The sequence below is a fragment of the Cellulosimicrobium cellulans genome (assembly GCF_006539945.1).
Taxonomy (GTDB): Bacteria; Actinomycetota; Actinomycetes; order Actinomycetales; family Cellulomonadaceae; genus Cellulosimicrobium; species Cellulosimicrobium cellulans.
Genome location: NZ_BJNZ01000021.1, coordinates 40,584 through 60,707 on the forward strand (window position 1 = coordinate 40,584; position 20,124 = coordinate 60,707).

General features: G+C 76.5%; 15 protein-coding genes. 9 read left to right on the top strand and 6 right to left on the bottom strand.

Annotated features, from left to right (window positions below; genetic code table 11):
• Positions 1 to 9: 9 nt before the first annotated feature.
• Positions 10 to 978 (top strand): glycosyltransferase family 2 protein, encoded by a 969-nt coding sequence (locus CCE02nite_RS14835; protein ID WP_170227328.1) that lies wholly within the window; start codon positions 10 to 12, stop codon positions 976 to 978.
• Between the two features lie 31 nt (positions 979 to 1,009).
• Here the strand turns inward: CCE02nite_RS14835 and CCE02nite_RS14840 are convergent, their stop codons facing one another.
• Positions 1,010 to 1,978 carry a glycosyltransferase family 2 protein gene (locus CCE02nite_RS14840; RefSeq protein WP_170227329.1) on the bottom strand — a complete coding sequence of 323 codons (969 nt, stop codon included), beginning with the start codon at positions 1,976 to 1,978 and terminating at the stop codon, positions 1,010 to 1,012.
• A 37-nt stretch (positions 1,979 to 2,015) separates the two neighbouring features.
• Entirely contained in the window at positions 2,016 to 2,822 is an 807-nt protein-coding gene (locus CCE02nite_RS14845; protein ID WP_141390385.1) for a polysaccharide deacetylase family protein, read from the bottom strand.
• Positions 2,823 to 3,002: 180 nt separating this feature from the next.
• Between CCE02nite_RS14845 and CCE02nite_RS14850 the strand changes: the two genes are divergently transcribed.
• Genes CCE02nite_RS14850 through CCE02nite_RS14860 form a run of 3 tightly spaced genes read left to right on the top strand, consistent with a single transcriptional unit; the run spans position 3,003 to position 7,944 of the window.
• Complete coding sequence (locus CCE02nite_RS14850) at positions 3,003 to 5,297, top strand: hypothetical protein (protein WP_141390386.1); 2,295 nt, start codon at positions 3,003 to 3,005, stop codon at positions 5,295 to 5,297.
• A complete protein-coding gene (locus CCE02nite_RS14855) occupies positions 5,294 to 6,244 on the top strand; it encodes a glycosyltransferase family 2 protein (RefSeq protein WP_141390387.1) in 951 nt (316 codons plus the stop codon). The genes CCE02nite_RS14850 and CCE02nite_RS14855 overlap by 4 nt, the downstream gene beginning before the upstream one ends.
• On the top strand, positions 6,241 to 7,944 hold the full coding sequence (locus CCE02nite_RS14860) for a methyltransferase domain-containing protein (RefSeq protein ID WP_141390388.1): 1,704 nt from the start codon (positions 6,241 to 6,243) through the stop codon (positions 7,942 to 7,944). The genes CCE02nite_RS14855 and CCE02nite_RS14860 overlap by 4 nt, the downstream gene beginning before the upstream one ends.
• 12 nt (positions 7,945 to 7,956) lie before the next feature.
• Here CCE02nite_RS14860 and CCE02nite_RS14865 read toward each other — a convergent pair whose 3' ends face one another.
• Positions 7,957 to 8,910, bottom strand: a complete 954-nt coding sequence (locus CCE02nite_RS14865) for a glycosyltransferase family 2 protein (RefSeq protein WP_170227330.1) — start codon at positions 8,908 to 8,910, stop codon at positions 7,957 to 7,959.
• A gap of 135 nt (positions 8,911 to 9,045) precedes the next feature.
• Between CCE02nite_RS14865 and CCE02nite_RS14870 the strand changes: the two genes are divergently transcribed.
• The 5 genes from CCE02nite_RS14870 to CCE02nite_RS14890 are packed head-to-tail and all read left to right on the top strand — an operon-like array spanning position 9,046 to position 15,845.
• Positions 9,046 to 11,079: a glycosyltransferase gene (locus CCE02nite_RS14870; protein WP_141390390.1), complete on the top strand. Its 2,034-nt coding sequence runs from the start codon at positions 9,046 to 9,048 to the stop codon at positions 11,077 to 11,079.
• The gene (locus CCE02nite_RS14875) at positions 11,076 to 12,485 is read left to right on the top strand and encodes an O-antigen ligase family protein (RefSeq protein WP_141390391.1); all 1,410 of its coding nucleotides are present in this window, start codon (positions 11,076 to 11,078) and stop codon (positions 12,483 to 12,485) included. The genes CCE02nite_RS14870 and CCE02nite_RS14875 overlap by 4 nt, the downstream gene beginning before the upstream one ends.
• A complete protein-coding gene (locus CCE02nite_RS14880) occupies positions 12,482 to 13,654 on the top strand; it encodes a glycosyltransferase family 4 protein (RefSeq protein ID WP_141390392.1) in 1,173 nt (390 codons plus the stop codon). Before CCE02nite_RS14875 ends, CCE02nite_RS14880 begins: the two co-directional genes overlap by 4 nt.
• On the top strand, positions 13,651 to 14,682 hold the full coding sequence (locus tag CCE02nite_RS14885; protein WP_170227331.1) for a glycosyltransferase family 4 protein: 1,032 nt from the start codon (positions 13,651 to 13,653) through the stop codon (positions 14,680 to 14,682). Before CCE02nite_RS14880 ends, CCE02nite_RS14885 begins: the two co-directional genes overlap by 4 nt.
• Positions 14,679 to 15,845, top strand: coding sequence for a glycosyltransferase (locus CCE02nite_RS14890; protein ID WP_141390394.1), 1,167 nt, complete (start codon positions 14,679 to 14,681; stop codon positions 15,843 to 15,845). Before CCE02nite_RS14885 ends, CCE02nite_RS14890 begins: the two co-directional genes overlap by 4 nt.
• Here the strand turns inward: CCE02nite_RS14890 and CCE02nite_RS14895 are convergent.
• Genes CCE02nite_RS14895 through CCE02nite_RS14905 form a run of 3 tightly spaced genes read right to left on the bottom strand, consistent with a single transcriptional unit; the run spans position 15,799 to position 20,044 of the window.
• Entirely contained in the window at positions 15,799 to 17,001 is a 1,203-nt protein-coding gene (locus CCE02nite_RS14895; RefSeq protein WP_170227332.1) for a glycosyltransferase, read from the bottom strand. The genes CCE02nite_RS14890 and CCE02nite_RS14895 overlap by 47 nt on opposite strands.
• On the bottom strand, positions 16,998 to 18,881 hold the full coding sequence (locus CCE02nite_RS14900; RefSeq protein ID WP_141390396.1) for a tyrosine-protein kinase family protein: 1,884 nt from the start codon (positions 18,879 to 18,881) through the stop codon (positions 16,998 to 17,000). The genes CCE02nite_RS14895 and CCE02nite_RS14900 overlap by 4 nt, the downstream gene beginning before the upstream one ends.
• The gene (locus CCE02nite_RS14905) at positions 18,878 to 20,044 is read right to left on the bottom strand and encodes a glycosyltransferase (RefSeq protein WP_141390397.1); all 1,167 of its coding nucleotides are present in this window, start codon (positions 20,042 to 20,044) and stop codon (positions 18,878 to 18,880) included. The genes CCE02nite_RS14900 and CCE02nite_RS14905 overlap by 4 nt, the downstream gene beginning before the upstream one ends.
• Positions 20,045 to 20,124: the final 80 nt, after the last annotated feature.

The window sequence follows — 20,124 nt, forward strand, 5'->3', positions numbered from 1 at the left end:
GGGTCGGGTGTGCCGGACCTGAGCGTGGTGATCGCGGCGTTCGACGCGCAGGACACGCTGGACGAGCAGCTGGACGCGCTCGCGGGGCAGGACGTGGGGTTCGCGTTCGAGGTGCTGGTGTGCGACAACGGGTCGCGCGACGCCACGGCCGACCTGGTGCGCCGCCGTCAGGAGCGCGAGCCGTGGCTGCGGCTCGTGGACGCCTCGGCGCGCCGCGGTCCGTCCGCGGCGCGCAACATCGGCGCCGGTCAGGCGCGGGGCCGGTTCCTCGCGTTCTGCGACGCGGACGACGTGGTGGGCCAGGGCTGGCTGGCCGGGATGCACGACGCTCTCCAGCACGACGAGTTCGTCACCGGCAGCTGGGAGGGCGACCGCCTCAACAGCGGCGACGGCACGGCGGTGTCGTGGATGGTGGAGAGCGTCTACCGCCTGGACTTCTTCCCGTGGCTCCCCGCCACGGGCGCGGGGACCATGGGGATCCGCCGCGCGGTCTTCGAGGAGGCCGGCGGGTTCGACGAGCGACTGGCCACGAACGAGGACACGGACCTGTCGTGGCGGGTCCAGCTCGCCGGGCACCGCCTGGTGCACCACCCCGAGATCGTGCTCCACGTGCGCAAGCGCGACGGGCTGCGCGCGATCTTCCGCCAGGCCTACGCCTACGGCGCGGGCGACCGGCTCCTGCGCCACCGCTACGCGGACGTCGCCGCCGCGTACCAGCGCCGGGAGGACCAGCCCTCCAGGACGGCGGCACCTGCGCGGGAGCGGTCGGAGGCCGGCACGGACGCCGTGGCCGGGCGGGCCGCGCGGGCGATCGGCGCGGCGCGGCGCGTCCTCGGCAAGGTTGCGCAGGTCCGGAGCCGGAGGGACCTCGCCGACCGGGTGCAGCGCGTCGGGCACGACCTGGGCTTCCGGTTCGCGGGGAGCGACGCGGCCGTCGAGCGCGTCCCCGTTCCCCCGGTCCTGCCCGACCCGTCGTAGCCGGACCGGGACTCACCCGCTCGGCGCCGCCTCAGACCGGTGGTGGGAGCGTGGCGGGTACCGGGACCCGGTGCGCGGCGGGGTCGACACGACCCCATCGGTACCCCGCCTGCTCGCCGACGCGCCAGACCGACTCGGCGAGACCCGCCCGGCCGCGCGACAGCTTGTTCCGGACCGTGCGCACCACCCGACGGACGGAGGCCGAGAGCCCGCCGGTCCGGGCTCCGGTCCCGGCACCGGCGGCCTGGGGTGCCGGTGCCGCGCGGCCCTGCCCCGGCGACGCGGCACCGGCGGTGAAGGCGGCGGCGACGTCCGCGTAGCGGTGGCGCAGGAGCCGGTCGCCCGCGCCGTAGGCGTAGGCCTGGCGGAAGATCGCGCGCAGCCCGTCGCGCTTGCGCACGTGGAGCACGATCTCGGGGTGGTGCACCAGGCGGTGCCCGGCGAGCTGGACCCGCCACGACAGGTCGACGTCCTCACCGGTCGCGAGCGACTCGTCGAACCCGCCGGCCTCCTCGAAGACCGCGCGGCGGATCCCCATGGTCCCCGCGCCGGTGCCGGGAAGCCACGGGAAGAAGGGCTTCGTGACGATCGGGTCGGTCGTCCAGGAGACGGAGGCGCGGTTGCCGCTGTTGAGGCGGTCGCCCTCCCAGCTGCCGGTGACGAACTCGTCGTGCTGGAGAGCGTCGTGCATCCCGGCCAGCCAGCCCTGGCCCACCACGTCGTCCGCGTCGCAGAACGCGAGGAACCGGCCCCGCGCCTGACCGGCGCCGATGTTGCGCGCCGCGGACGGACCGCGGCGCGCCGAGGCGTCCACGAGCCGCAGCCACGGCTCGCGCTCCTGACGGCGGCGCACCAGGTCGGCCGTGGCGTCGCGCGACCCGTTGTCGCACACCAGCACCTCGAACGCGAACCCCACGTCCTGCCCCGCGAGCGCGTCCAGCTGCTCGTCCAGCGTGTCCTGCGCGTCGAACGCCGCGATCACCACGCTCAGGTCCGGCACACCCGACCCGACCATCACCCACCCCCCGGCGCGGCCGTCACGACGCCGGCCGCTCGGAGCGCGACCGGCTGCGCACCGGACGGTGCTCGCGGAGGAGGCCGCCGACCGTCGACGTGCGGTAGCCCTGTGCCGCCAGGCCGTCCAGCAGCGTGACGAGCACCCGCGCACGATCGAAGTGCGGCAGCTCCTGGCCCGGCTCCAGCGTCTCGGGGTCGGCCCGGTCGTCGTGGAGCAGCACGATCCCGCCGGGGAACACGTCGTGGAGGGCACGTCCCGCGATGCGGTCCTCGTCGTCGTGCAGCCAGTCGTGCGCGTCGCCCGACCAGATGACCAGCTCGAGCCCCAGCGCGCGGATCCCGCGCGCCTGCGCCACGGTGTGCCGCCCGTACGGCGGGCGGTAGAGCCGCAGCGGCGCGCCGGTCACGTCCTCGACGCGCCGCTTGGCGTCGCCGATCCGGCGGACCGCCTCCTCGTCGCCGAGCGTGAGGAGGGATCGGTGGTCCTCACCGTGCAGCGCGACCTCGTGCCCCTCCGCGACGACCCGCCGCGTCACCTCCGGGTACCGGACGACGTGCTGCCCGAGCACGAAGAAGGTGGCCGTCGCGCCCGTCCGCGCCAGGACGTCGAGGAGGCGAGGGGTGTGCTCGGGGTGCGGGCCGTCGTCGTACGTCAGCGCGACGACCCGCTCGGTGGTGTCGACGCAGAACACGCCGAACTCGCGCGCGAGCACGGGCGGCACGGGGAAGGGCGGGACGGCCTGGGACCGGAACGTCCCCCCGGCGGGCCGCGGGTCACGGTCGAGGGCTCCCCGGCGGACGAGCACGGGCCACCGGGCGCGGCTCACGGCGCACCCCCGGCGTCGCGGCGACCGTTCACGCCACCACCCCTCTCAGCCGGACACCGAGGCGAGCATATCGACGCCGACGGCACCGGAGCCGTGGCGGCGGGACCGCGTGGTCGCCCGGCCCGGGTGAATTCGCCACGAACCCGCGGTGACGGCCCGTCGCTGACCTAGGGTTTGGCTGTGGAGCCGACGCCTGCGCTGCCCCGGGGGACGCGCGTCCTCGATCTCGGCGCGCGTGACGCCGCCGTCGCCGCCGACCTTCGCGCCGCCGGCCTCGACCGCTACCTCGGCCTCGTCGACCCCGGGCACCTCGCGACGGCCCGCCGTGCGGCCGGCGACCTGGCCGACAGGCTCCACCCCGTGCCGGCACCCGACGTGGCGGCCCGCTGCTCGACGGACCTGCTGATCCTGCGCACCGACCACGCACGCGTCCTGTGGACGGTGCGCGACCTCGGCCACCTGCGCTACCTCGCGGTCGAGCGCGGCGCCGGGCTCTCGGGTCTGGAGGCGCGCCTGGCCGTCCTCGTCGGCCGGGCGGGTGGTCGCCTCTCCTCGCTCGGGCGGTTCGTCTGGGGTGGTCGTGCCTTCGACCTGTTCCGCCTGCCACCGCCGCACGGTCCGGCCCCGCGGACCTACTTCTCCCCCGCCTGGGGTGCCTCCGGCCTCGCGACCCGGCTCAAGGAGGCGGGGCTGCGATACGCGGTCCTGCGCTGGTTCGAGTCGCTCCCGGTGATCGAGCCCGGGGAGGACCTCGACGTCCTCGTCGCGGACGACGACGTCGACGCGCTGCGCGGGATCCTCGAGTCGGAGCCGGGGACGATGCCCGTGGACCTCTACAGCGTGTCCGGGCTCGCGGCGTCGGACTACCAGGGGGCGGCCTACTATCCCCCGGCCCTCGCCGAGCAGGTCCTCGACCGGGCCGTGGTGCACGAGAGCGGGTTCCTCGTGCCGTCGCCGGAGGACCACCTGCACTCGCTCGCGTACCACGCGGTCTATCACAAGGGCCGCCGCTCGGGCCTTCCCTCGCGCGGGCTGGGACCGGCCGAGCCGGCGCCCGAGCACGACTATCCCGCGGAGCTCCGGCGGCTCGCGCAGGCACAGGGGGTCACGCTCGACCCCTGGTACGAGGACGTGGACGGCTACCTCGCGTCCGTCGGGTGGCGGCCGCCGACCGACGCGCTGCGGCGCCTGTCGGCCGGGAACGCGTGGGCGCGGGGTCTGCTCGCGTCCGACCACGACGCCCGGCTCGGCGACGCGGAGCTCGCCGTGTTCCTCGTGCGCGAGGCGACCCTCGCCGTCGTCCCGGCGGAGCAGGTCGAGGCGGTGCTCGACCGCTTCGGCTTCGACGTGCTGCTGGCCACGGACCTCGACCCCACGGCCCGGGAGCGCGCGGCCACCGCGCTGCGCGGCGGCAACTGGGGACGCGGGCCCTTCCCCCGCAGCGGGGGCGAGCCCGTGCGCATGGTCGTCGCCCTCCACTACGCGCCGGAGGAGCCCTACGACTGGCTGCGCGAGCGCTACCCGCACCTGACCAACGCCGAGACGTTCGAGGCGAAGTCGGAGGTCCGTCGGCTCGTCGAGCAGCGCGTGCCGGAGCCCGACCGGTTCAACCCCCTGCACTCGTCGGACAGCACCGCCGAGGCGTGGGAGTACCTCGACGTGATCGCGCCCGACGCCGTCGGGACCGTCCGGGCCGAGGCCGAGCGGCGCGCCGCGCAGCACGTGGCACCGCCCGGCACGGTCCGCACGCTCAGCGTCGGCCGGCGCGCGCGCGTCGACGTGGTCGCGGGCACGGACGGCCTCGTCGTCCGGAAGACGTTCGCCCCGCCGTTCACCCGGTTCCTCGACCGCGAGCTCACCGCCCTCCGCGAGCTCGGGGGCCGCGTCCCCGCGGTCCCCCCGCTCGTCGACGCCGGCCCCGACTGGTTCGCGTGCCCCTGCTACGAGGACACCCTCGGCGCCGCCCGGTCGAGGACGGGCCTGCTCCCCCTCGCGGTCGTGCGCAGCATGGTCGACGTCCTGCGCGAGCTCCACGGTCTCGGGTACGACCTGGTGGACGCGAAGCCCGGCAACTTCGTCCTCGACCCCACGCACGGGCTCAAGGTCGTCGACTTCGAGTTCCTCCACCGGTACGACGACGAGCCGCCCCCCTTCGCGCGGACCGTCGGGCTCGTGGGCCCCGGTCCCGAGTTCCCCGGGGACGTCCCGGTGGGCGAGATGGGCTACGACGCGCGCTGGCTCGCCGCGACCGGCCTGCCTCTCGACGTGCTCGTCGACGGGTCGGTCGTCACCCAGCACCTGGCTCGGGCGCGGTACCGCCTGCGGCTGCTGACCGTCCTGCCCGGGTCACCGCCGCGGCGCGTCGCACGCCGGGCGCGCGCGACCGCGCGGCACGCCCGGTGGCTCGCCACCTCCCGGTACACCGAGTGGGCCCGACGTCGTGCCACGTCCGGGCGTGAGACAGGAGCACGATGACCCTCCCCGACCCCGCCGCGCCGTCCGCCGGACCGCGGCACCCCACCGTCACCGTGGTCGTACCCGTCTACAACGACGTCGCGCGACTGCGGACCTGCCTCGCGGCCCTCGCCGCCCAGGACTACCCCGCCGACCGGTTCGACGTCGTCGTCGCGGACAACGCGTCCACCGAGGACCTGCGGCCCGCGCTCCCCGCCGGCGACGGACGGTTCACCCTCGTCCTCGAGCCACGGCGCGGGTCGTACGTCGCGCGGAACACGGCGGCGCGACGGGCGACGGGCGAGGTGCTCGCGTTCACCGACGGGGACTGCATCCCGCGCCCGGACTGGCTCTCGCGGGCGGTCGCCGCGCTCACCGTCGACGACCCGCCCGACGCCGTCGGCGGCGACATCAACATCCTCTTCCGCGACGGGTCGCGCCCGACGACCGGCCCCGAGCTGTACGAGACGGTCGAGGGCTTCGACCAGGAGCGCTTCGTGACCGTGACGCACTTCGCGGCGACCGCGAACCTCGTCGTGCCGCGGGCGACGTTCGAGCGTGTCGGCGACTTCAACGCGGCGCTGAAGTCGGGGGGCGACCTCGAGTGGGGCCGCCGGCTGCAGGAGCTCGGCGGACGGCTCGACTTCGCCGCGGACGCGGTCGTCGACCACCCGTCGCGACCGTCCTGGCGCGACCTCACGCACAAGACCGTCCGGATCACGCACGGCCTCGTCGACCTGACCGAGAACCCGGAGACCGCGGGCTTCGCGCGCGACAGCTGGCACAACACGAAGCAGACGTTCACGGTGTGGATCCGCATCTGGCAGGCGCCGTGGCCCGAGGAGCGGGGCGCGAAGCTGCGGTTCGCCGCGGCGCGCAGCTATGCGGGCCTGCTGGAGCTGGGCGTCCGCGCACGACGGCGCCTCACCGACCGGGCACGGGCCCGGCGCGCCGGGGCGAGCGGGTGACGGACGACGTCGGCATCGTCCGACGCGCGGACGCGGACCGCCCCTGGCGCGAGGTGCCCGAGCACGTGCGACGCACGGTGCGCTCCGCGACGAGCGTCGACCTCGTGATCGACGCGATGACCGACGCGGAGTCGCCCTGGCCGGTCGAGCTCCAGCGCCGCCTCCTCCACCCCGCGTCGGGCGGCCCGGCCGTCCTCGTCCCGCGCGCGGGCGGGCGCGGCCTCGTCCTGGGCGGCGAGCGGCACGCCCTGGCGCCCGCGCTGCGCTTCCTGGGTCTCGACGTCGCACGGGCGGACTGGGTCGGCGACCGGCTGCGCTTCCAGCAGCTCGCCCACCCGGTGACCGGCGCGGCGGCCGTGCACGTGGGTCTCCCCGCCCGCCTCCCGTTCCCCGACGCGACTTTCGACCTCGTCTGGGTCGACCTGGACGAGGTGCTCGCGCTGGTCGGGGTCCGCACGTCCGCGCGCGTCCTGGGCGAGGTCGAGCGGGTCCTGGCACCCGGGGGGAGGGTCGTCGCCGACGTGCGGCACCGCGGGCGGCGCGCCGTCGACGCGGCCCGGCGGCGCACGGCCCAGTCCGCAGGCGTGGCCGCGGACGTCGTGCCCGTACGGCTCCTCCTCGCACGTGCGGGGCTCGTCCCGACCGGACGGCACGCCCTCCTCCCTGACCGCGCCGACTGGTCCCGCCTCGTCCCCGCCGCCCGGCTGCGGGACGAGCTCGCCACCACCGACCTCAGGACGGGGGGACGCCGGGCGGTGGCCCGCACGCTCCGCGCCCTGGGTGGGTCGGGCGTGCTGGCGCCGGACGCCGTCGTGCTCGCCCGGCGCCGTGGCGACGCCGCTCGCGACGTCACCCCGGACGTGACGACCCTCGCCGAACGGGTGGCGAGGTCTGACCGACCCGTCGTCGGGGCGCTGTCCGACGCCCGGGTCTCCGTGCGCGGACAGCGGTTCGTCAAGGTCCCGCTGTCCGCGGACCAGCAGGAGGCCCTCGGTCGGGAGGTCGCGGCGACCCACGAGGCGGCCACGACGGGGTTCGGCCCCCTCGTGCTCGACGAGGTCGCGACGTCGTCGCACGACGGCGTCCGGGTCGCCGACGCGCCGCTGCTCCGCGCCCGATCCGTCGCCCTCGACGAGGCCGAGGCCGTCCTGGCCCGGGCGCTGCGGGGCGTGACGGTGCCGGACGAGCGCCGCCCGCTCCGGACGACGGCCGCCTGGCGGCGTCTCGAGTCCGCTCGGGGCGAGCAGGACTGCGTCGAGATCGGCGCCGCGAGCCTGCGGGACAGGGTCCTGCGGACGTACGGCGCCCTGCTCGTCCCCGTCGGCCCGACCCACGGCGACCTCCACCCGGACAACGTCCTCGTGACCGCCCAGGGCTCGGCACGCCTCGTCGACTGGAACCGCTTCGAGCCCGACAACCCGCTCGTGCTCGACGCGGCGTACGCGGCGTGCCAGGTCGACCTGGCACGGACCGGGTCGGGGCTGGCCGAGGCCGTCCGCCGGCTCGCGGCCGACGAGCTCGCCGGCCCGCTCGCGACGATCGCGTCCTCCCGGCGCGGCGAGCTCACGCTCGCCCAGGTCGCCACGCTCGTCGTCCTGGACCGGGTCGTCTCCTACAGCCTCCCGCGCCGGCGGTACAAGCCATGGACGTTGTCCACGATGCGTGCGGCGGTCGCCACGGTCCACGCTCTCGCGGGCTGAGTCCCGGCGGTCTCACGCGCGCGACGTGCGCCGCACCCCGGCCCAGGCCCGGCGGACCGGCGCGCCGGGCGCGAACCGGACCGCCCAGGCCACCTCACCGAGCGCGGCAGCGGGCCGGCGCCGGCGGAGCGCGGAGCGCGCGGCACGACCGGCGCTCCACCACGCGAACCGCTCGTTGGCGGCGAGGCGGTCGTCGTACGCGTCGACGAGATCCCGCCGCCCTGCCGCGAGCGCGTCGCCCCGGTGGCGGCGCAGGATCGTGCGCAGGCTGGTCGCCAGGTCGCGGTGCGAGCGCGTCGTGTTCGTCGCGTGGTGGCGGTAGTCCACGAGGACCTCGTCGACGAACGCGAACGGTCCCCGCGCGGCGGCCCGGAGGACGAGATCCATGTCCTCGCCCTGCCGGTACTCCGGGTCGAAGCCGCCGACGGAGTCGAACGTCTCCCGGCGGATCACGAGGTTCGGGAGCATGACGCCCGGTCCACGGATCACGGCGCGCTGGTCGTCGGCCGCCCGCTGGTCCGCGGCGACGAGCTCCGCGCCGTCGGCGTCGATCGTGCGCATCCCGCAATAGCTCACCACGGCGCCCGGCCGTGCGGACATGACCTCGACGTGCCGCCGCAGCCGGTCCGGGTGCCAGCGGTCGTCGTCGTCGAGGAACGCCACCAGCTCGCCGGACGTCTCCGCGACCCCGGCGTTGCGCGCCGCGGACACGCCCGCGGGCGCTCGCCGCACCACGCGGGGGCGCGGGGACGCGACGTCCCGCGCCACGTCCTCGACGATCCGGAGCAGGTCCGCGGGCTCGGGAGAGCCGTCGTCGACGACGACGAGCTCGGCGGCGGGGTGCGACTGCGCGAGGACGGACGCGAGCGCCTCCGCGAGGAACGGCCCGCCGCGGTTCGTCGCGACGACGACGCTCACGCTCGGGAGGGCGGTGCCGTCCCCGTCCGTCCGCCGGACCTCGCCCACGTCGCTCCTCCGTGTCTTCGCCGTGTCCCCGCCGTGTCGCCGTCCTGCGCGGCCACCGCACCCGGCCGCGGACGGATGGGGTGAAATCGGCGGATTCCCGCGGGATCCGTGGCCCGCTGGGGGACAATCTCCCACATGAGGGTCCTCCGCGTCTCGCACAGCGCCGTGGTCGACGCCTGGCGCGAGCGCGAGCGAGAGCTGCGCGCGCGCGGGGTCGACGTCCGGCTGCTCTCGGCGCGCGCGTGGGACGAGGGCGGCGCGACCGTCCGCCTCGTGCCCCGCCCGGGCGAGCCGGTGCGGGGCGTGCGGACGCTCGGGTCGCACCCGGCGCTCTTCCTCTACGACCCCGTCCTCCTGTGGCGCGCGCTCGGGCAGGAGTGGGACGTGCTGGACGTGCACGAGGAGCCCTTCGCGCTCGCGACGGCGGAGGTCCTCCTGCTGCGCCGCCTGCGCGCGGTCGTGTCGCGTCGGCCCGCCCCGCCGTACCTCCTCTACTCGGCGCAGAACCTCGACAAGCGCTACCCGTGGCCGTTCCGGTGGTTCGAGGCGCGCGCGCTGCGCGGCGCCGCGGCCGTGTCGGTCTGCAACGACGAGGCCGGCAGGATCGTCCGGGCCAAGGGCGCCCGGGGACGCGTGGAGACGGTCCCGCTGGGCGTCGACCCGGCGGTCTTCGCGCCCTCGCCCGACCATCCGTCGGACGATGCGTCCGACGTCACGCGCCCGGGACGCGGCACGGCCCGCCTCCGCGTGGGGTACGCGGGGCGGCTCGCGCACCACAAGGGCGTCGACGTGCTCCTCGCAGCGGTCGCGGACGACGACCGGCTCGACCTCGTCGTCGCGGGCGACGGCCCGGACCGCGCGGCGCTCGAGGAGGCGGCCCGCCCGCTCGGCGGTCGGGTCCGGTTCGTCGGCGCGCTCGGGGGCGACGACCTCGTCGCGTTCTACCGCTCCCTCGACGCCCTCGCCGTCCCGTCGCGCGAGACGGCCGGGTGGGTCGAGCAGTTCGGCCGGGTCGCGGTCGAGGCCATGGCGTGCGGCGTCCCGGTCGTGGCGAGCCGCACCGGCGCCCTGCCCGACGTCGTCGGCGGCGCGGGCCTGCTCGTGGCCCCCGAGGACCCCGCGGCCCTGAGCGCCGCGCTCGCGCGCGTCCGCGACGAGGACGGCCTGGCAGACCGGCTGCGCGTCGCGGGCGCCGAGCGCGCGGCAGCCTGCTCGTGGGCCGAGGTCGCCCGCCGCTACGAGGAGCTCTATCTCACCGGGACCGGCGAAGGTCCCGGCCCGACGCGCGCGCAGGCGACCGACGGAGGCGACCCCTCCGCCGCCGTACCGCCCGAGGTCGTCGTCGTCGCCTACGGAGCACCCGCGATGGTGCGCGACGCGCTCGCCCCGCTCGCCGGGAAGTTCCCGATCACGGTCGTCGACAACTCGTCGTTGCCCGAGATCCGGGAGATCACCGAGCTCGCGGGCGGACGCTACCTCGACCCCGGCCGCAACGGCGGGTTCGCGGCAGGGGTCAACCACGCGCTCGCCCACCGTCAGGTGCCGGGCGCCGACGTCCTGCTGCTCAACCCGGACGCCGTCGTGACGCCCGAGGACGTCCAGACCCTCCACCGCGCGCTCCACGCCGCCCCGGGGATCGCGAGCGTAGGGCCGGAGCAGGTCGACGACGACGGCGTCCGGGCGCGCGTGATCTGGCCGTTCCCGTCCCCGGGGGCCACGTGGGTCGAGGCCGTCGGGCTCGCGCGGCTGCGTCGGACCCCGGCGGAGCGCTCGTTCGTCATCGGCTCGGTGCTGCTGCTCAACGCCGCCGCGGTGGACGACGTGGGGGGCTTCGACGAGCGCTTCTTCCTCTACGCGGAGGAGACCGACTGGGCGTACCGCGCCGTGCGGTCCGGGTGGCGGCACGCCCTCGTGCCCGAGGCGCACGCGCTGCACCTCGGCGGGGCGACGAGCAGCGACCCGACCCGCCGGGAGACGCACTTCCACGCGTCGCAGGAGCGCTACCTGCGCAAGCACCACGGCCGCGCGGGCTGGGCGCTCGCGCGCACCGGGGCCGTGCTCGGGGCGGCGGCCCGCTCCGTCGCGCTGCGCGGCGACGGGCGCGAGTCGGCGCGTCGTCGCCTCCGGCTCTACCTCACGGGGCCCGTCCGCGCGGAGTCGGCGCTGTGACCCAGCGCGCGACGCTCCTGCGCCGCCGGCCCGTGCTCTACCGCGCGCCGCGCGTCCCCGGGACCGTCGTCGCGCGCAGCCGGACCGTCGCCGCCTGGGTCGCGGGCGGGGCCGTCGTCGTCGCGCTCCTCGCCGTCCTCGGGTTCGTCGTGCCCGAGCTCCAGATGGCCGCCGTGGGCGGTGCGCTCGTGGTGCTCGTCATCGGGCTCACGGCTTACGAGCCGGTCGCCCTGCCGATCCTCGCCATGCCCGCGCTCGTGATCGTCCAGCGCGTCGGCGGGGGCGGGGTCGACCTCTCCCTCAGCGACTTCGCGCTGTTCGGCGCGTTCTGGTTCGCGCTCTTCTTCTCGCCGCGGCCGTTCTCGCGGCCGATGCGGGCCATGCTCTGGCTGTCGCTCGTGTACCAGGTCGCGACGCTCTTCACCGTGATCGTCAACCCGTTCAGCGCGAACGTCGTGGAGTGGTTCCACGCGTGGCTCTCGGTCGCCGGGGCGCTCGTGCTCGGCTGGGCCGTCGGGCGGTCCGGGCGCGCGCGGCTCGGGCTGACCCTCTTCCTCGTGCCCTGTCTCGCTATCGCCGCGCAGACGTGCCTCGTCGCGCTGCAGCAGCTCGCGGCGGGCAACACGGGACCGGTGTACATCGACTCCCCGCTCGCGATGCACAAGAACTTCATCGGGTGCGTGCTCGCGTTCGCCGCCCTCACCGCCTACGCGCGCCCGTGGTGGGTCGGCTGGCCGCGCTGGTTCTCGCTCGGGGCCTTCTGGCTGTGCTCCCTCGGCGTGCTCGCCGCGCAGGCGCGTCAGGCCCTCATCGGCCTGGCGATCGGCATCATGCTCATCACGCTGCGCGGCGACCCCGACCGCAAGCGCTCGAAGCTCATCCTGCTCGCCGCGATCCCGGCGATCTACTTCGTCGTGCTCGCGGTGCAGGAGCAGCTCGAGTCGGGGAACGAGTTCAACTCCGCGAACCAGCGGCTCACCTGGTACGCCGACTCGATCGAGGTGTGGCAGCGCAGCCCGTGGGTCGGCATGGGCCTGCGGTGGTGGACCGCGGGCGTCACGGAGTTCGTCTTCCAGCCGCCCAACGTCGAGCTCGAGGTGCTGACGTCCGCCGGGATCGTCGGGCTCGTCGGGTTCCTCGTGCTGTTCCTCGGCGGGATGGTCGTGCTGTGGCGCATCAACCCGCGTTTCGGGACCCTCGCGTTCTCGATGCTCATGATGCGCTTCGTCCAGGGCCAGTTCGACCTCTTCTGGGTGTCCGTCCAGGTGACGGTCCCCTTCGTCATCGTCGGGGTGTGCCTGGGCGCCGAGTCCTACGCCGAGTCGCGCCGGTACGCCCGTCACATGACCGGTCGGGAGCTCCCTCTCGACGAGCTGCGATCCGTGCGGGAGATGGCCGAACGATGACCGACCTGCGGATCCTGCAGATCGCCCCGGAGATCGCCCCGGGCAGCGGCGTGGGGGGCGTCGCGCACCACCTGGAGGAGGCCTTCGAACGCGCCGGGGTGCCGACCGCGCGCTTCACCCTCGCCGAGGCGCACGGCAGGTGGCTCCCCGAGCCGGGGCCGGGCGTCCGGGGCCGGCTCGTGCTCCTCGCCCGGGTCGTGTGGTTCTCCACCGTGGGCACCGCCCTCGCGCGGCGTCGGGTCGCCCGCGAGCGCCTCGCGGGCCGGGGAACCGGGGACGCGGTGGTCTCGATCTGCCACAACGACGTCCTCGCCGGCGACGTGTACGTCAACCACGGCATCCTCCGGGTCGCCATGCGGGCCCGCGGAGGGTACGCGTGGCGCATGGCCCGCAACCCGCTGCACCTCTTCACGGCGGCCCGCGACGCGCTCCGGTACCGCGGCCGCTCCCACCGCGTGGTCGTCAACCTCACACGGTCCGAGCGCGACGCGCTGCGCAGCACGTACCCGCGGCTGCGCGCCCGGGCCGTCGTGATCGGCAACGGCGTGGACGTCGCGCGCTTCGCGCCGCCCACGCCCGCCGAGCGCGCCGCCGCCCGTACCGCGGCGGGCGTGCCCGAGGGCGCCGTCCACGTCGTGTTCGTCGGGCACGAGTTCGACCGCAAGGGCCTCGACCTCGTGCTCGCCGCTGCCGCGGACCTGCCCGACGTCCACGTGAGCGTCGTCGGCGGGACGCCGGACATGCTCGCCGACGTCCGGGCCCGGGTCGCCCGCCTCGGGACGGCCGACCGCGTGCACCTGGCGGGCCGCGTGCCCGACCCGCGGCCCTGGCTCCACGCGGCGGACGCCCTCGCCCTGCCGAGTGCCTACGAGGCGAACGCGCTCGTCGTCCTCGAGGCGCTCGCGTGCGGGGTCCCCGTGGTCGCGACCCCCGTGGGCTACGCACCCGACGTGGTCGAGGACGGGGTCACCGGGTGGCTGGTGGACCGGACGGTCGAGGGCGTCCGCACAGGTCTCGCGGCCGTCGCCGCCCTGGACGACGCCGCGCGCGGCGAGGTCTCCGCGCGGGCGCGCGCCACCGCCGAGCGGCACGACTGGGACGCCGTCGCACGTCGCTACCTCGAGCTCGCGGCGGCGCTCGCCACCGCACGATCGGAGCACCGCCCGTGAGGATCCTCCACGCCGTCCGGTCCGACGGCTTCGCCGGCGTCGAGCGCCACGTGGCGCGGCTCGCGCGCGCGCAGTCGGCAGCGGGCCACGACGTCGCGGTCGTCGGCGGAGCGCCCGACGGCATGCGCGCGACGGTGGACGACCCGACGGTGCCCCTCCTCCCCGCGGCCTCGACCGGCGACGTCGTGCGGGCGCTGCGCCGGCACGCGGCGGCGGCGGACGTCGTGCACGTGCACATGACCGCGGCCGAGGTCGCCGCCGCCGTCGCGGCCCGGACGACGGGCGGGTTCCCGCCGGTCGTCTCGACGCGCCACTTCGCCCGACGGCGCGGCACCGGGGCACGGGGACGGCTCGTCGCGGTCGTCGCCGCGTCGTCGGTCCGGGCCCAGATCGCCATCAGCCGGTACGTCGCGGACCACGTGGAGGGCGACAGCGTCGTGGTGCACCCCGGCGTGGCGGACCGTCCCGACGGGCGCGGCGCCGCCGCGCGCGACGACGTCGTGCTGGTCGTCCAGCGGCTCGAGGCCGAGAAGCGCACCGACCTCGCGCTCGAGGCGTTCGCGGCGTCCGGGCTCGCCGGCCGCGGGTGGCGGCTCGAGATCGCGGGCGACGGCGCGCAGCGGCCGGCGCTCACCGACCTCGCACGGTCGCTCGGCATCGACGAGGACATGTCGTTCCTCGGGGCGCGCGACGACGTCGACGCCCTCCTGGGGCGCGCCGGCGTGCTCGTCGCGCCGTGCCCCGTCGAAGGACTGGGCCTGAGCGTCCTCGAGGCGATGGCGAGCGGGCTGCCGGTCGTCGCCTCTGCCGCGGGAGGGCACCGCGAGACGCTCGACGGGATCGACCCGCTCACGCTCTACCCCCCGCTCGACCCGCGCGCCGCCGGCCGCTCCCTGGCCGCCCTCGCCGCCGACCCCGGACGCCGCGACGCGTGCGCCGCCGCCGGCCGCGCCGCGCAGCGCGAGCGCTTCACGCCCGCGGCGCAGGTCGCCGGGACGGACGCCGTCTACCGCGCGGTGCTCGCGTGACGGCCGGTGCGGGCGCGGGCGACGTCGTCGTCCTGTCGCTCGAGCGCTGGGACGACGTGTGGCGCCGGAACCAGTACCTCGTGGCGGAGCTGTGCCGCGCCGACCCGACGGCGCGGGTGCTGTTCGTCGAGCCGGCGGCCGACCCGCTGCACCGGCTCAGCCGACGCGGCGTCCCCCGCCCCGGCCGGGGCCTGCGCGCCGCGCCCGACCTGGACGGGATCGCCCCCGGGCGCGTGCTCCTGCACGAGCCGACCAAGTGGCTCCCCCGCAGGGTCGACCCGGGCGCGGACGTCCGGCTCGCCCGGTCGGTCGAGCGCGCCGTGGCCCGCGCCGGGCTGCGCCGGCCCGTGCTGTGGGTCAACGACCCGTCCGGCGCCGCCGTCGTGCTGCGCACGGGCTGGCCCGCGCTCTACGACGTCACCGACGACTGGCTCGCCGCCGACCGCACCCCCGCGGAGCACGCGCGCCTGGTCGAGGACGAGGCGACGCTGCTGGAGCGGTGCGCCGAGGTCACGGTGTGCTCCCCGGGCCTGGTCGCACGCAAGGGCGCGCTCCGCGACGTGACGCTCCTGACGAACGGCGTCGACCTCGACCGCTACCGCGGCGCGTACGACCGTCCGGCCGACCTCCCCGCCGGCCGGGTCGCGCTCTACGTCGGGACCGTGCACCCCGACCGGTTCGACGTCCCGCTCCTGCTCGCGACGGCCCGCGCGCTCGACGGGCACGCCCGGGTGGTGCTCGTCGGGCCGGTGGTGGACCTCTCCGCCGCCGAGCACGCGGACCTCGCGCGCGCCGGGGTCGTGCTCCTCGGGCCACGTCCCTGGACGGCCGTGCCGGCCTACCTGCGCCACGCCGACGTCTTGCTCGTCCCGCACGTCGTCGACGCGTTCACCGACAGCCTGGACCCCATCAAGCTCTACGAGTACCGGGCCGTCGAGCGGCCTGTGGTGTCGACGCCCGTGGCCGGGTTCCGGGACGAGCCCGGGGTGCGGGTCGCCGCCGGCGAGGACTTCCCGACGGCGGTGCTCGCCGCGCTCGGCGACGCGGCGCCCCCGCGGGCCGACCGGCTCGCCACCGATCCGCCCGACGTCCCGACGTGGCGCGGTCAGGCTGCGCTCATGCGCGCGGCGCTGACCCGGACACGGACGTCCAGACGTCGGTGAGCACCCGCGCCGTGCGCGCCACGGGGAACCGGCGGAGCGCCGACGTACGCGCCCGGAGCGCGCGCTCGCGGGCCGCGGCCGGGTCGCGCAGCACGTCGAGCAGGGCCGCCGCGAGCGCGTCGACGTCGCCGGGCGGCACGAGGAGCCCGAGCGTCGGGGGCCCTTCCTCGGGGTCGTCGAGGATCTCCTCGACGCCGCCCGCCCGCGTCGCGACGACCGGGACGCCACGGACCATCGCCTCGACGACGACCTGCCCGAACGGCTCCGGCACGGGCGACGCGTGCACGCACACGGCCGCGTGGTCGAGCTCCGGGCGCGGGTCGGCGACGAAGCCGACGAGGTCGACGTGGTCGTCGAGCGCGAGCCGGGTCACCTCGGCCCGGACCTGCGCCGCGTAGTCCTCGGCGCCGAACGCCGGCTCCCCGACGACCCGCAGCCGCGCCCCCGGCACCGCGTCCACGACCGTACGCAGCGCGCGCACGACCTCGAGCTGACCCTTGGTCGGGCTGATCCGCCCGACCATCACGGCCAGGGGCTCGGGCACGTCCGCACGCCGCGAGAGCGCCGTCTCGGCGCCCTCCGCCTGCTCGGGGGCGAATCCCGGGTACGCGACCGCGGTCGTCACGGGCAGCGTCGCCGCCGTCGCGCGCGAGTTCGCGACCACCGCCGCCGGGACCCGGCGCGCCAGCCCGCGCACGACCCGGACGAGCGGGCCGGGCAGGTAGTCGGGGGCGATGCGGTCGTGGACGTGCCACACGAGAGGTCGGCGGGCGAGGGCCGCGGGCACGATCCCCAGGAGGTCGGCCTTGAGCGACGTCGTGTGCACGACGTCGGGCCGCAGCGCCCGCACGCGCCGCGCGAGCCGCCAGAGGAAGGGGACCGCGCGCAGGGCGCCCACGAGCGTCGTCGTCGACAGCCGCCCGGCGCGCTCGCGGTCGGCGGTCGCCACGGACCGCGCGAGCGGGACGATCTCGACCCGGACGCCGAGCTCTTCCAGGCGCGCGCGCAGGGGACCGTCGGCGAAGAGCAGCGCCCGCACGTCGACCTCGGGCCCGAGCGACGCGCACGTGCGCACGAGCGCGAGCTCGGCGCCGCCGAGCTCCGCGGTGTGGTCGAGGACGAGGACCCGGAGCGGCGGACCGCCCGGGGCGGTCACCACCGGAACGGGCGCTTGCGCTCGTCCGTCGCGGGATCGTCACCGGTCTCCTCCGGCGCAGCCGGCTCGACCTTGCTCCAGGCCGGGGCGAGCACGGCGTGCCGCTTGCCCGGACGCTGCGGAGCACCGGACGCCGCGGCGCCGTCGGGCGTGACCGCGCCGCCGGCGGGCGCCGAGGGCGGCACGGGGCGCGCCGCCGCGTCGTCGACCGCGACGGCCGCCGCGGCGACCGAGGCGCGTCGCGTGCCGACCGCACGCGCGGCGTCGTCCGGGGTGGGCTCGTCCTCGGGCCGGCCCGACCGCGCCGGCCCGGACGGCTCGGCGGGAGCGTTCGGCCGCCCGGTCGCCGCAGGCGCGACGGAGGGGCCGGGTGCCGCCGCACGAGCGCCCTCCTGACCGGCTCCCTGCTCCGTGTCGTCGCCGTACGTCGAGGCGTAGAGCATGCGCCGGTCGCCCGTGACCCCGGTCAGCGCGATGCCGAGCAGGGGGACGTTGCTGACCCGCAGCCGCTCGGTCGCCTCCGCGAGCACCGCACGGTCGGTGCGGCCGGCGGACGCGATGAGCACGACGCCGTTCGCGTAGCCGCCGAGGATCGTCGCGTCGGCCGCCGCCAGGACGGGGGGCGCGTCGACCACGACGACCTCCGCGTGGTCGCGGAGGCTCCTGACGAGACCTCGCGCGCGCTCCGTGGCGAGGAAGTCCGCCGGGTCCATCTCCTCCTCCGGCACCGGCATGACCCGCAGGTTCGGCACCGCCGTCGGGCGCAGCTCCTGGTCCTGCCCGTCCCAGTCGTCGGGGGCGGGGAGCATACGGTCGAGCTGCGGGCGCCGCAGGTCGCCGGACAGCGCCACCGTGCGTCGGCCGCTGAGCGCGAACGAGGCCGCGAGGTTCGCCGTGATGAACGAGCGCGGCGCCGACGGGTCGGCCGCCGTGACGACGACGACCGCGTGCTTCATGCCCGCGGTGGACACCTGGACGGCGGTGCGCAGCTCACGGATCGACTCCGTGAAGGGCGTCGCGACCTTGCTCGCCACCGGCAGGGCGCGCGTGTGCGTGAACTCCTTCTCCGCAGGCCGCGTGCCGTAGAGCTCCGCGAGGACCGGTGTCTCGGTGAGCCGCGTGGACTCGGCCGCGCTCCGGACACGGACGTCGAGCCCTCGACGTGCGAACGCGAGCCCGATCCCCGCCACGAGGCCCACGACGAGGGCCAGCGCCAGCACCGTCAACCGGGAGAGCCCGAGGGGCTCGGCCCCCGTCGCGGGCGCGACGACCTCGCCCGGCACGGCGATGCCCCGGAGGGAGTTGATCTGCACCGTGAGCGCGGAGTAGTCGCCGACGATGATGTCCTGCTCGGCCAGCGCCAGCGGGTCCTCCGGGTCGGCAGCGAGGCGCTGGCGCACGCCCGCGAGCTGCTCGGCGAGCGCCTGGCGGCGGCTCTCGAGCTCGGCGACCTGGTCGGCCTGGATCACGACGAGCTGGGCCACGTACGCGTCGGCGAACGCGTTCGCGACCTCGACGGACTGCGCCTCCTCGGTGGTCGTGGCCTCGACCGCCACCGTCTTGTTCTCGCCGTCGACGTCGCCGGACACCTGGTCGGCCAGCTCGTCCGCCGCCGCTTCCGGCTCGCCGAGCGCGGCGGCGGCAGCCGCGGCGACCTCGGGCGAGGTGACGTCGTCGGCGTCGGTCGCCACCGTCACCTCGACTAGCGACTCGCCGCCCTGCGCGCTCTGGACGCCGTAGAGCTGGACCGTCGCGGTCGCCCGGTACGTCGTCTCCTGGCGGTCGACGTAGAACAACGCGGCCGCGACGACGACGAGCACCGCGGCGAGCACGTAGTACTTGCCCGCCCAGATCGTGCGGAGGAACTCCCTGATCGTCATCGCTGTGCTCTCCCCCCACCGGGTCGCCCCGCGCCGACGGTGCGGTCCATCTGCTGCGCCACGACGCCTCGCAGCCGCTCGACGAACCGTTCACGGCCGAACGTCGCGACGTGCGCCGTGACGGCGCCATCATCCCACGTGCGCCCTGCCGCCACCTCGACGGCCTCGGCCACCAGCTCGGCGCGCGGCGCGTCGAAGAAGACACCGTTCACGCCGTCCACGACCGTGTCGAGGTATCCGCCGTCGCGCAGCACCACGCTCGGCCGCCCGAACGCCCCGGCCTCGAGCGGTGACAGCCCGTAGTCCTCGTACGACGCCGCGACGAGCGCCGCCGCGTTCCGGTAGACCCAGCGCAGCGTCGCGTCGTCGACACGGCCGAGCAGGCGCACCCTGCCGCCGCCGCGGGCCGCCTGCGTCTCCAGCCGGGCACGGTCCGGGCCGTCCCCGACGACGACGAGCTCGCGCCCTGTCGCGAGCGCCGCCTCGACGACGACGTCGACGTTCTTGTACGGCAGCAGGCGTGCCACGCACAGGAGGAAGCCGGGCTCCACGCCGGGGACCGCGCGCTCCTCGCCGTCCGGCAGCATCGCGGGGGGCGGTGCGAGCACCTCGGCCTCGATCCCGTACGCGTCGCGGATCGCGCGCTGCGTCACGGTCGAGTTGGCGAGGTAGACGTCCGCGCGCCGGGCGGCGGCGCCGTCCCACCGGCGCAGCCCCGGGGACAGGAGGCCGAGCGCGGTGGCCGCGGCACGTCGTCGGGCACGGTGCGCGGCGGAGCCGTCCGCCGGCCCCAGGTACCGGTCGCGCTGGTACAGCCACCGGGCGGGCGCGTGGCAGTAGACGACGGTGCGCCCCGCCCCCCGGTAGCCGTGCGCCCAGCCGGTGGACGACGCGAGCAGGACGTCCGCCTCGACGCGCTGGCGGTCGACGGCGGGCGCGAGGAACGGGAGCGCGACCCGGTGGTGCCGGCGCAGGAGGGCCGCCCGGTCGAGTGCGGACGTCCGCACGTCGAGGGAGCCGAACTCGGGGAACGTGCCGGCCGGGTCGTACAGCGTCGTGTACATCGGCGAGCCGGGGAACGCGTCGGCGAGCAGCAGCGCGACCCGCTCCGCGCCACCACGCTGGGTCGCGTAGTCGTGCGCGAGCGCCACACCGTGGGTCATCGGTCCTCCCTCGCGAACGCAGAGAACCAGCCTAGGTCGGAGGGACCCCCCGCGAGGGGGGACGAAGGGACCTCACCCGG

What these genes read in the sequence shown, in the direction of transcription:
- CCE02nite_RS14855 (WP_141390387.1), top strand. Translation starts at nt 5,294, where the DNA reads ATGACCCTCCCCGACCCCGCCGCGCCGTCCGCCGGACCGCGGCACCCC.
- CCE02nite_RS14870 (WP_141390390.1), top strand. Translation starts at nt 9,046, where the DNA reads ATGAGGGTCCTCCGCGTCTCGCACAGCGCCGTGGTCGACGCCTGGCGC.
- CCE02nite_RS14880 (WP_141390392.1), top strand. Translation starts at nt 12,482, where the DNA reads ATGACCGACCTGCGGATCCTGCAGATCGCCCCGGAGATCGCCCCGGGC.
- CCE02nite_RS14900 (WP_141390396.1), bottom strand. Translation starts at nt 18,881, where the DNA reads ATGACGATCAGGGAGTTCCTCCGCACGATCTGGGCGGGCAAGTACTAC.
- CCE02nite_RS14905 (WP_141390397.1), bottom strand. Translation starts at nt 20,044, where the DNA reads ATGACCCACGGTGTGGCGCTCGCGCACGACTACGCGACCCAGCGTGGT.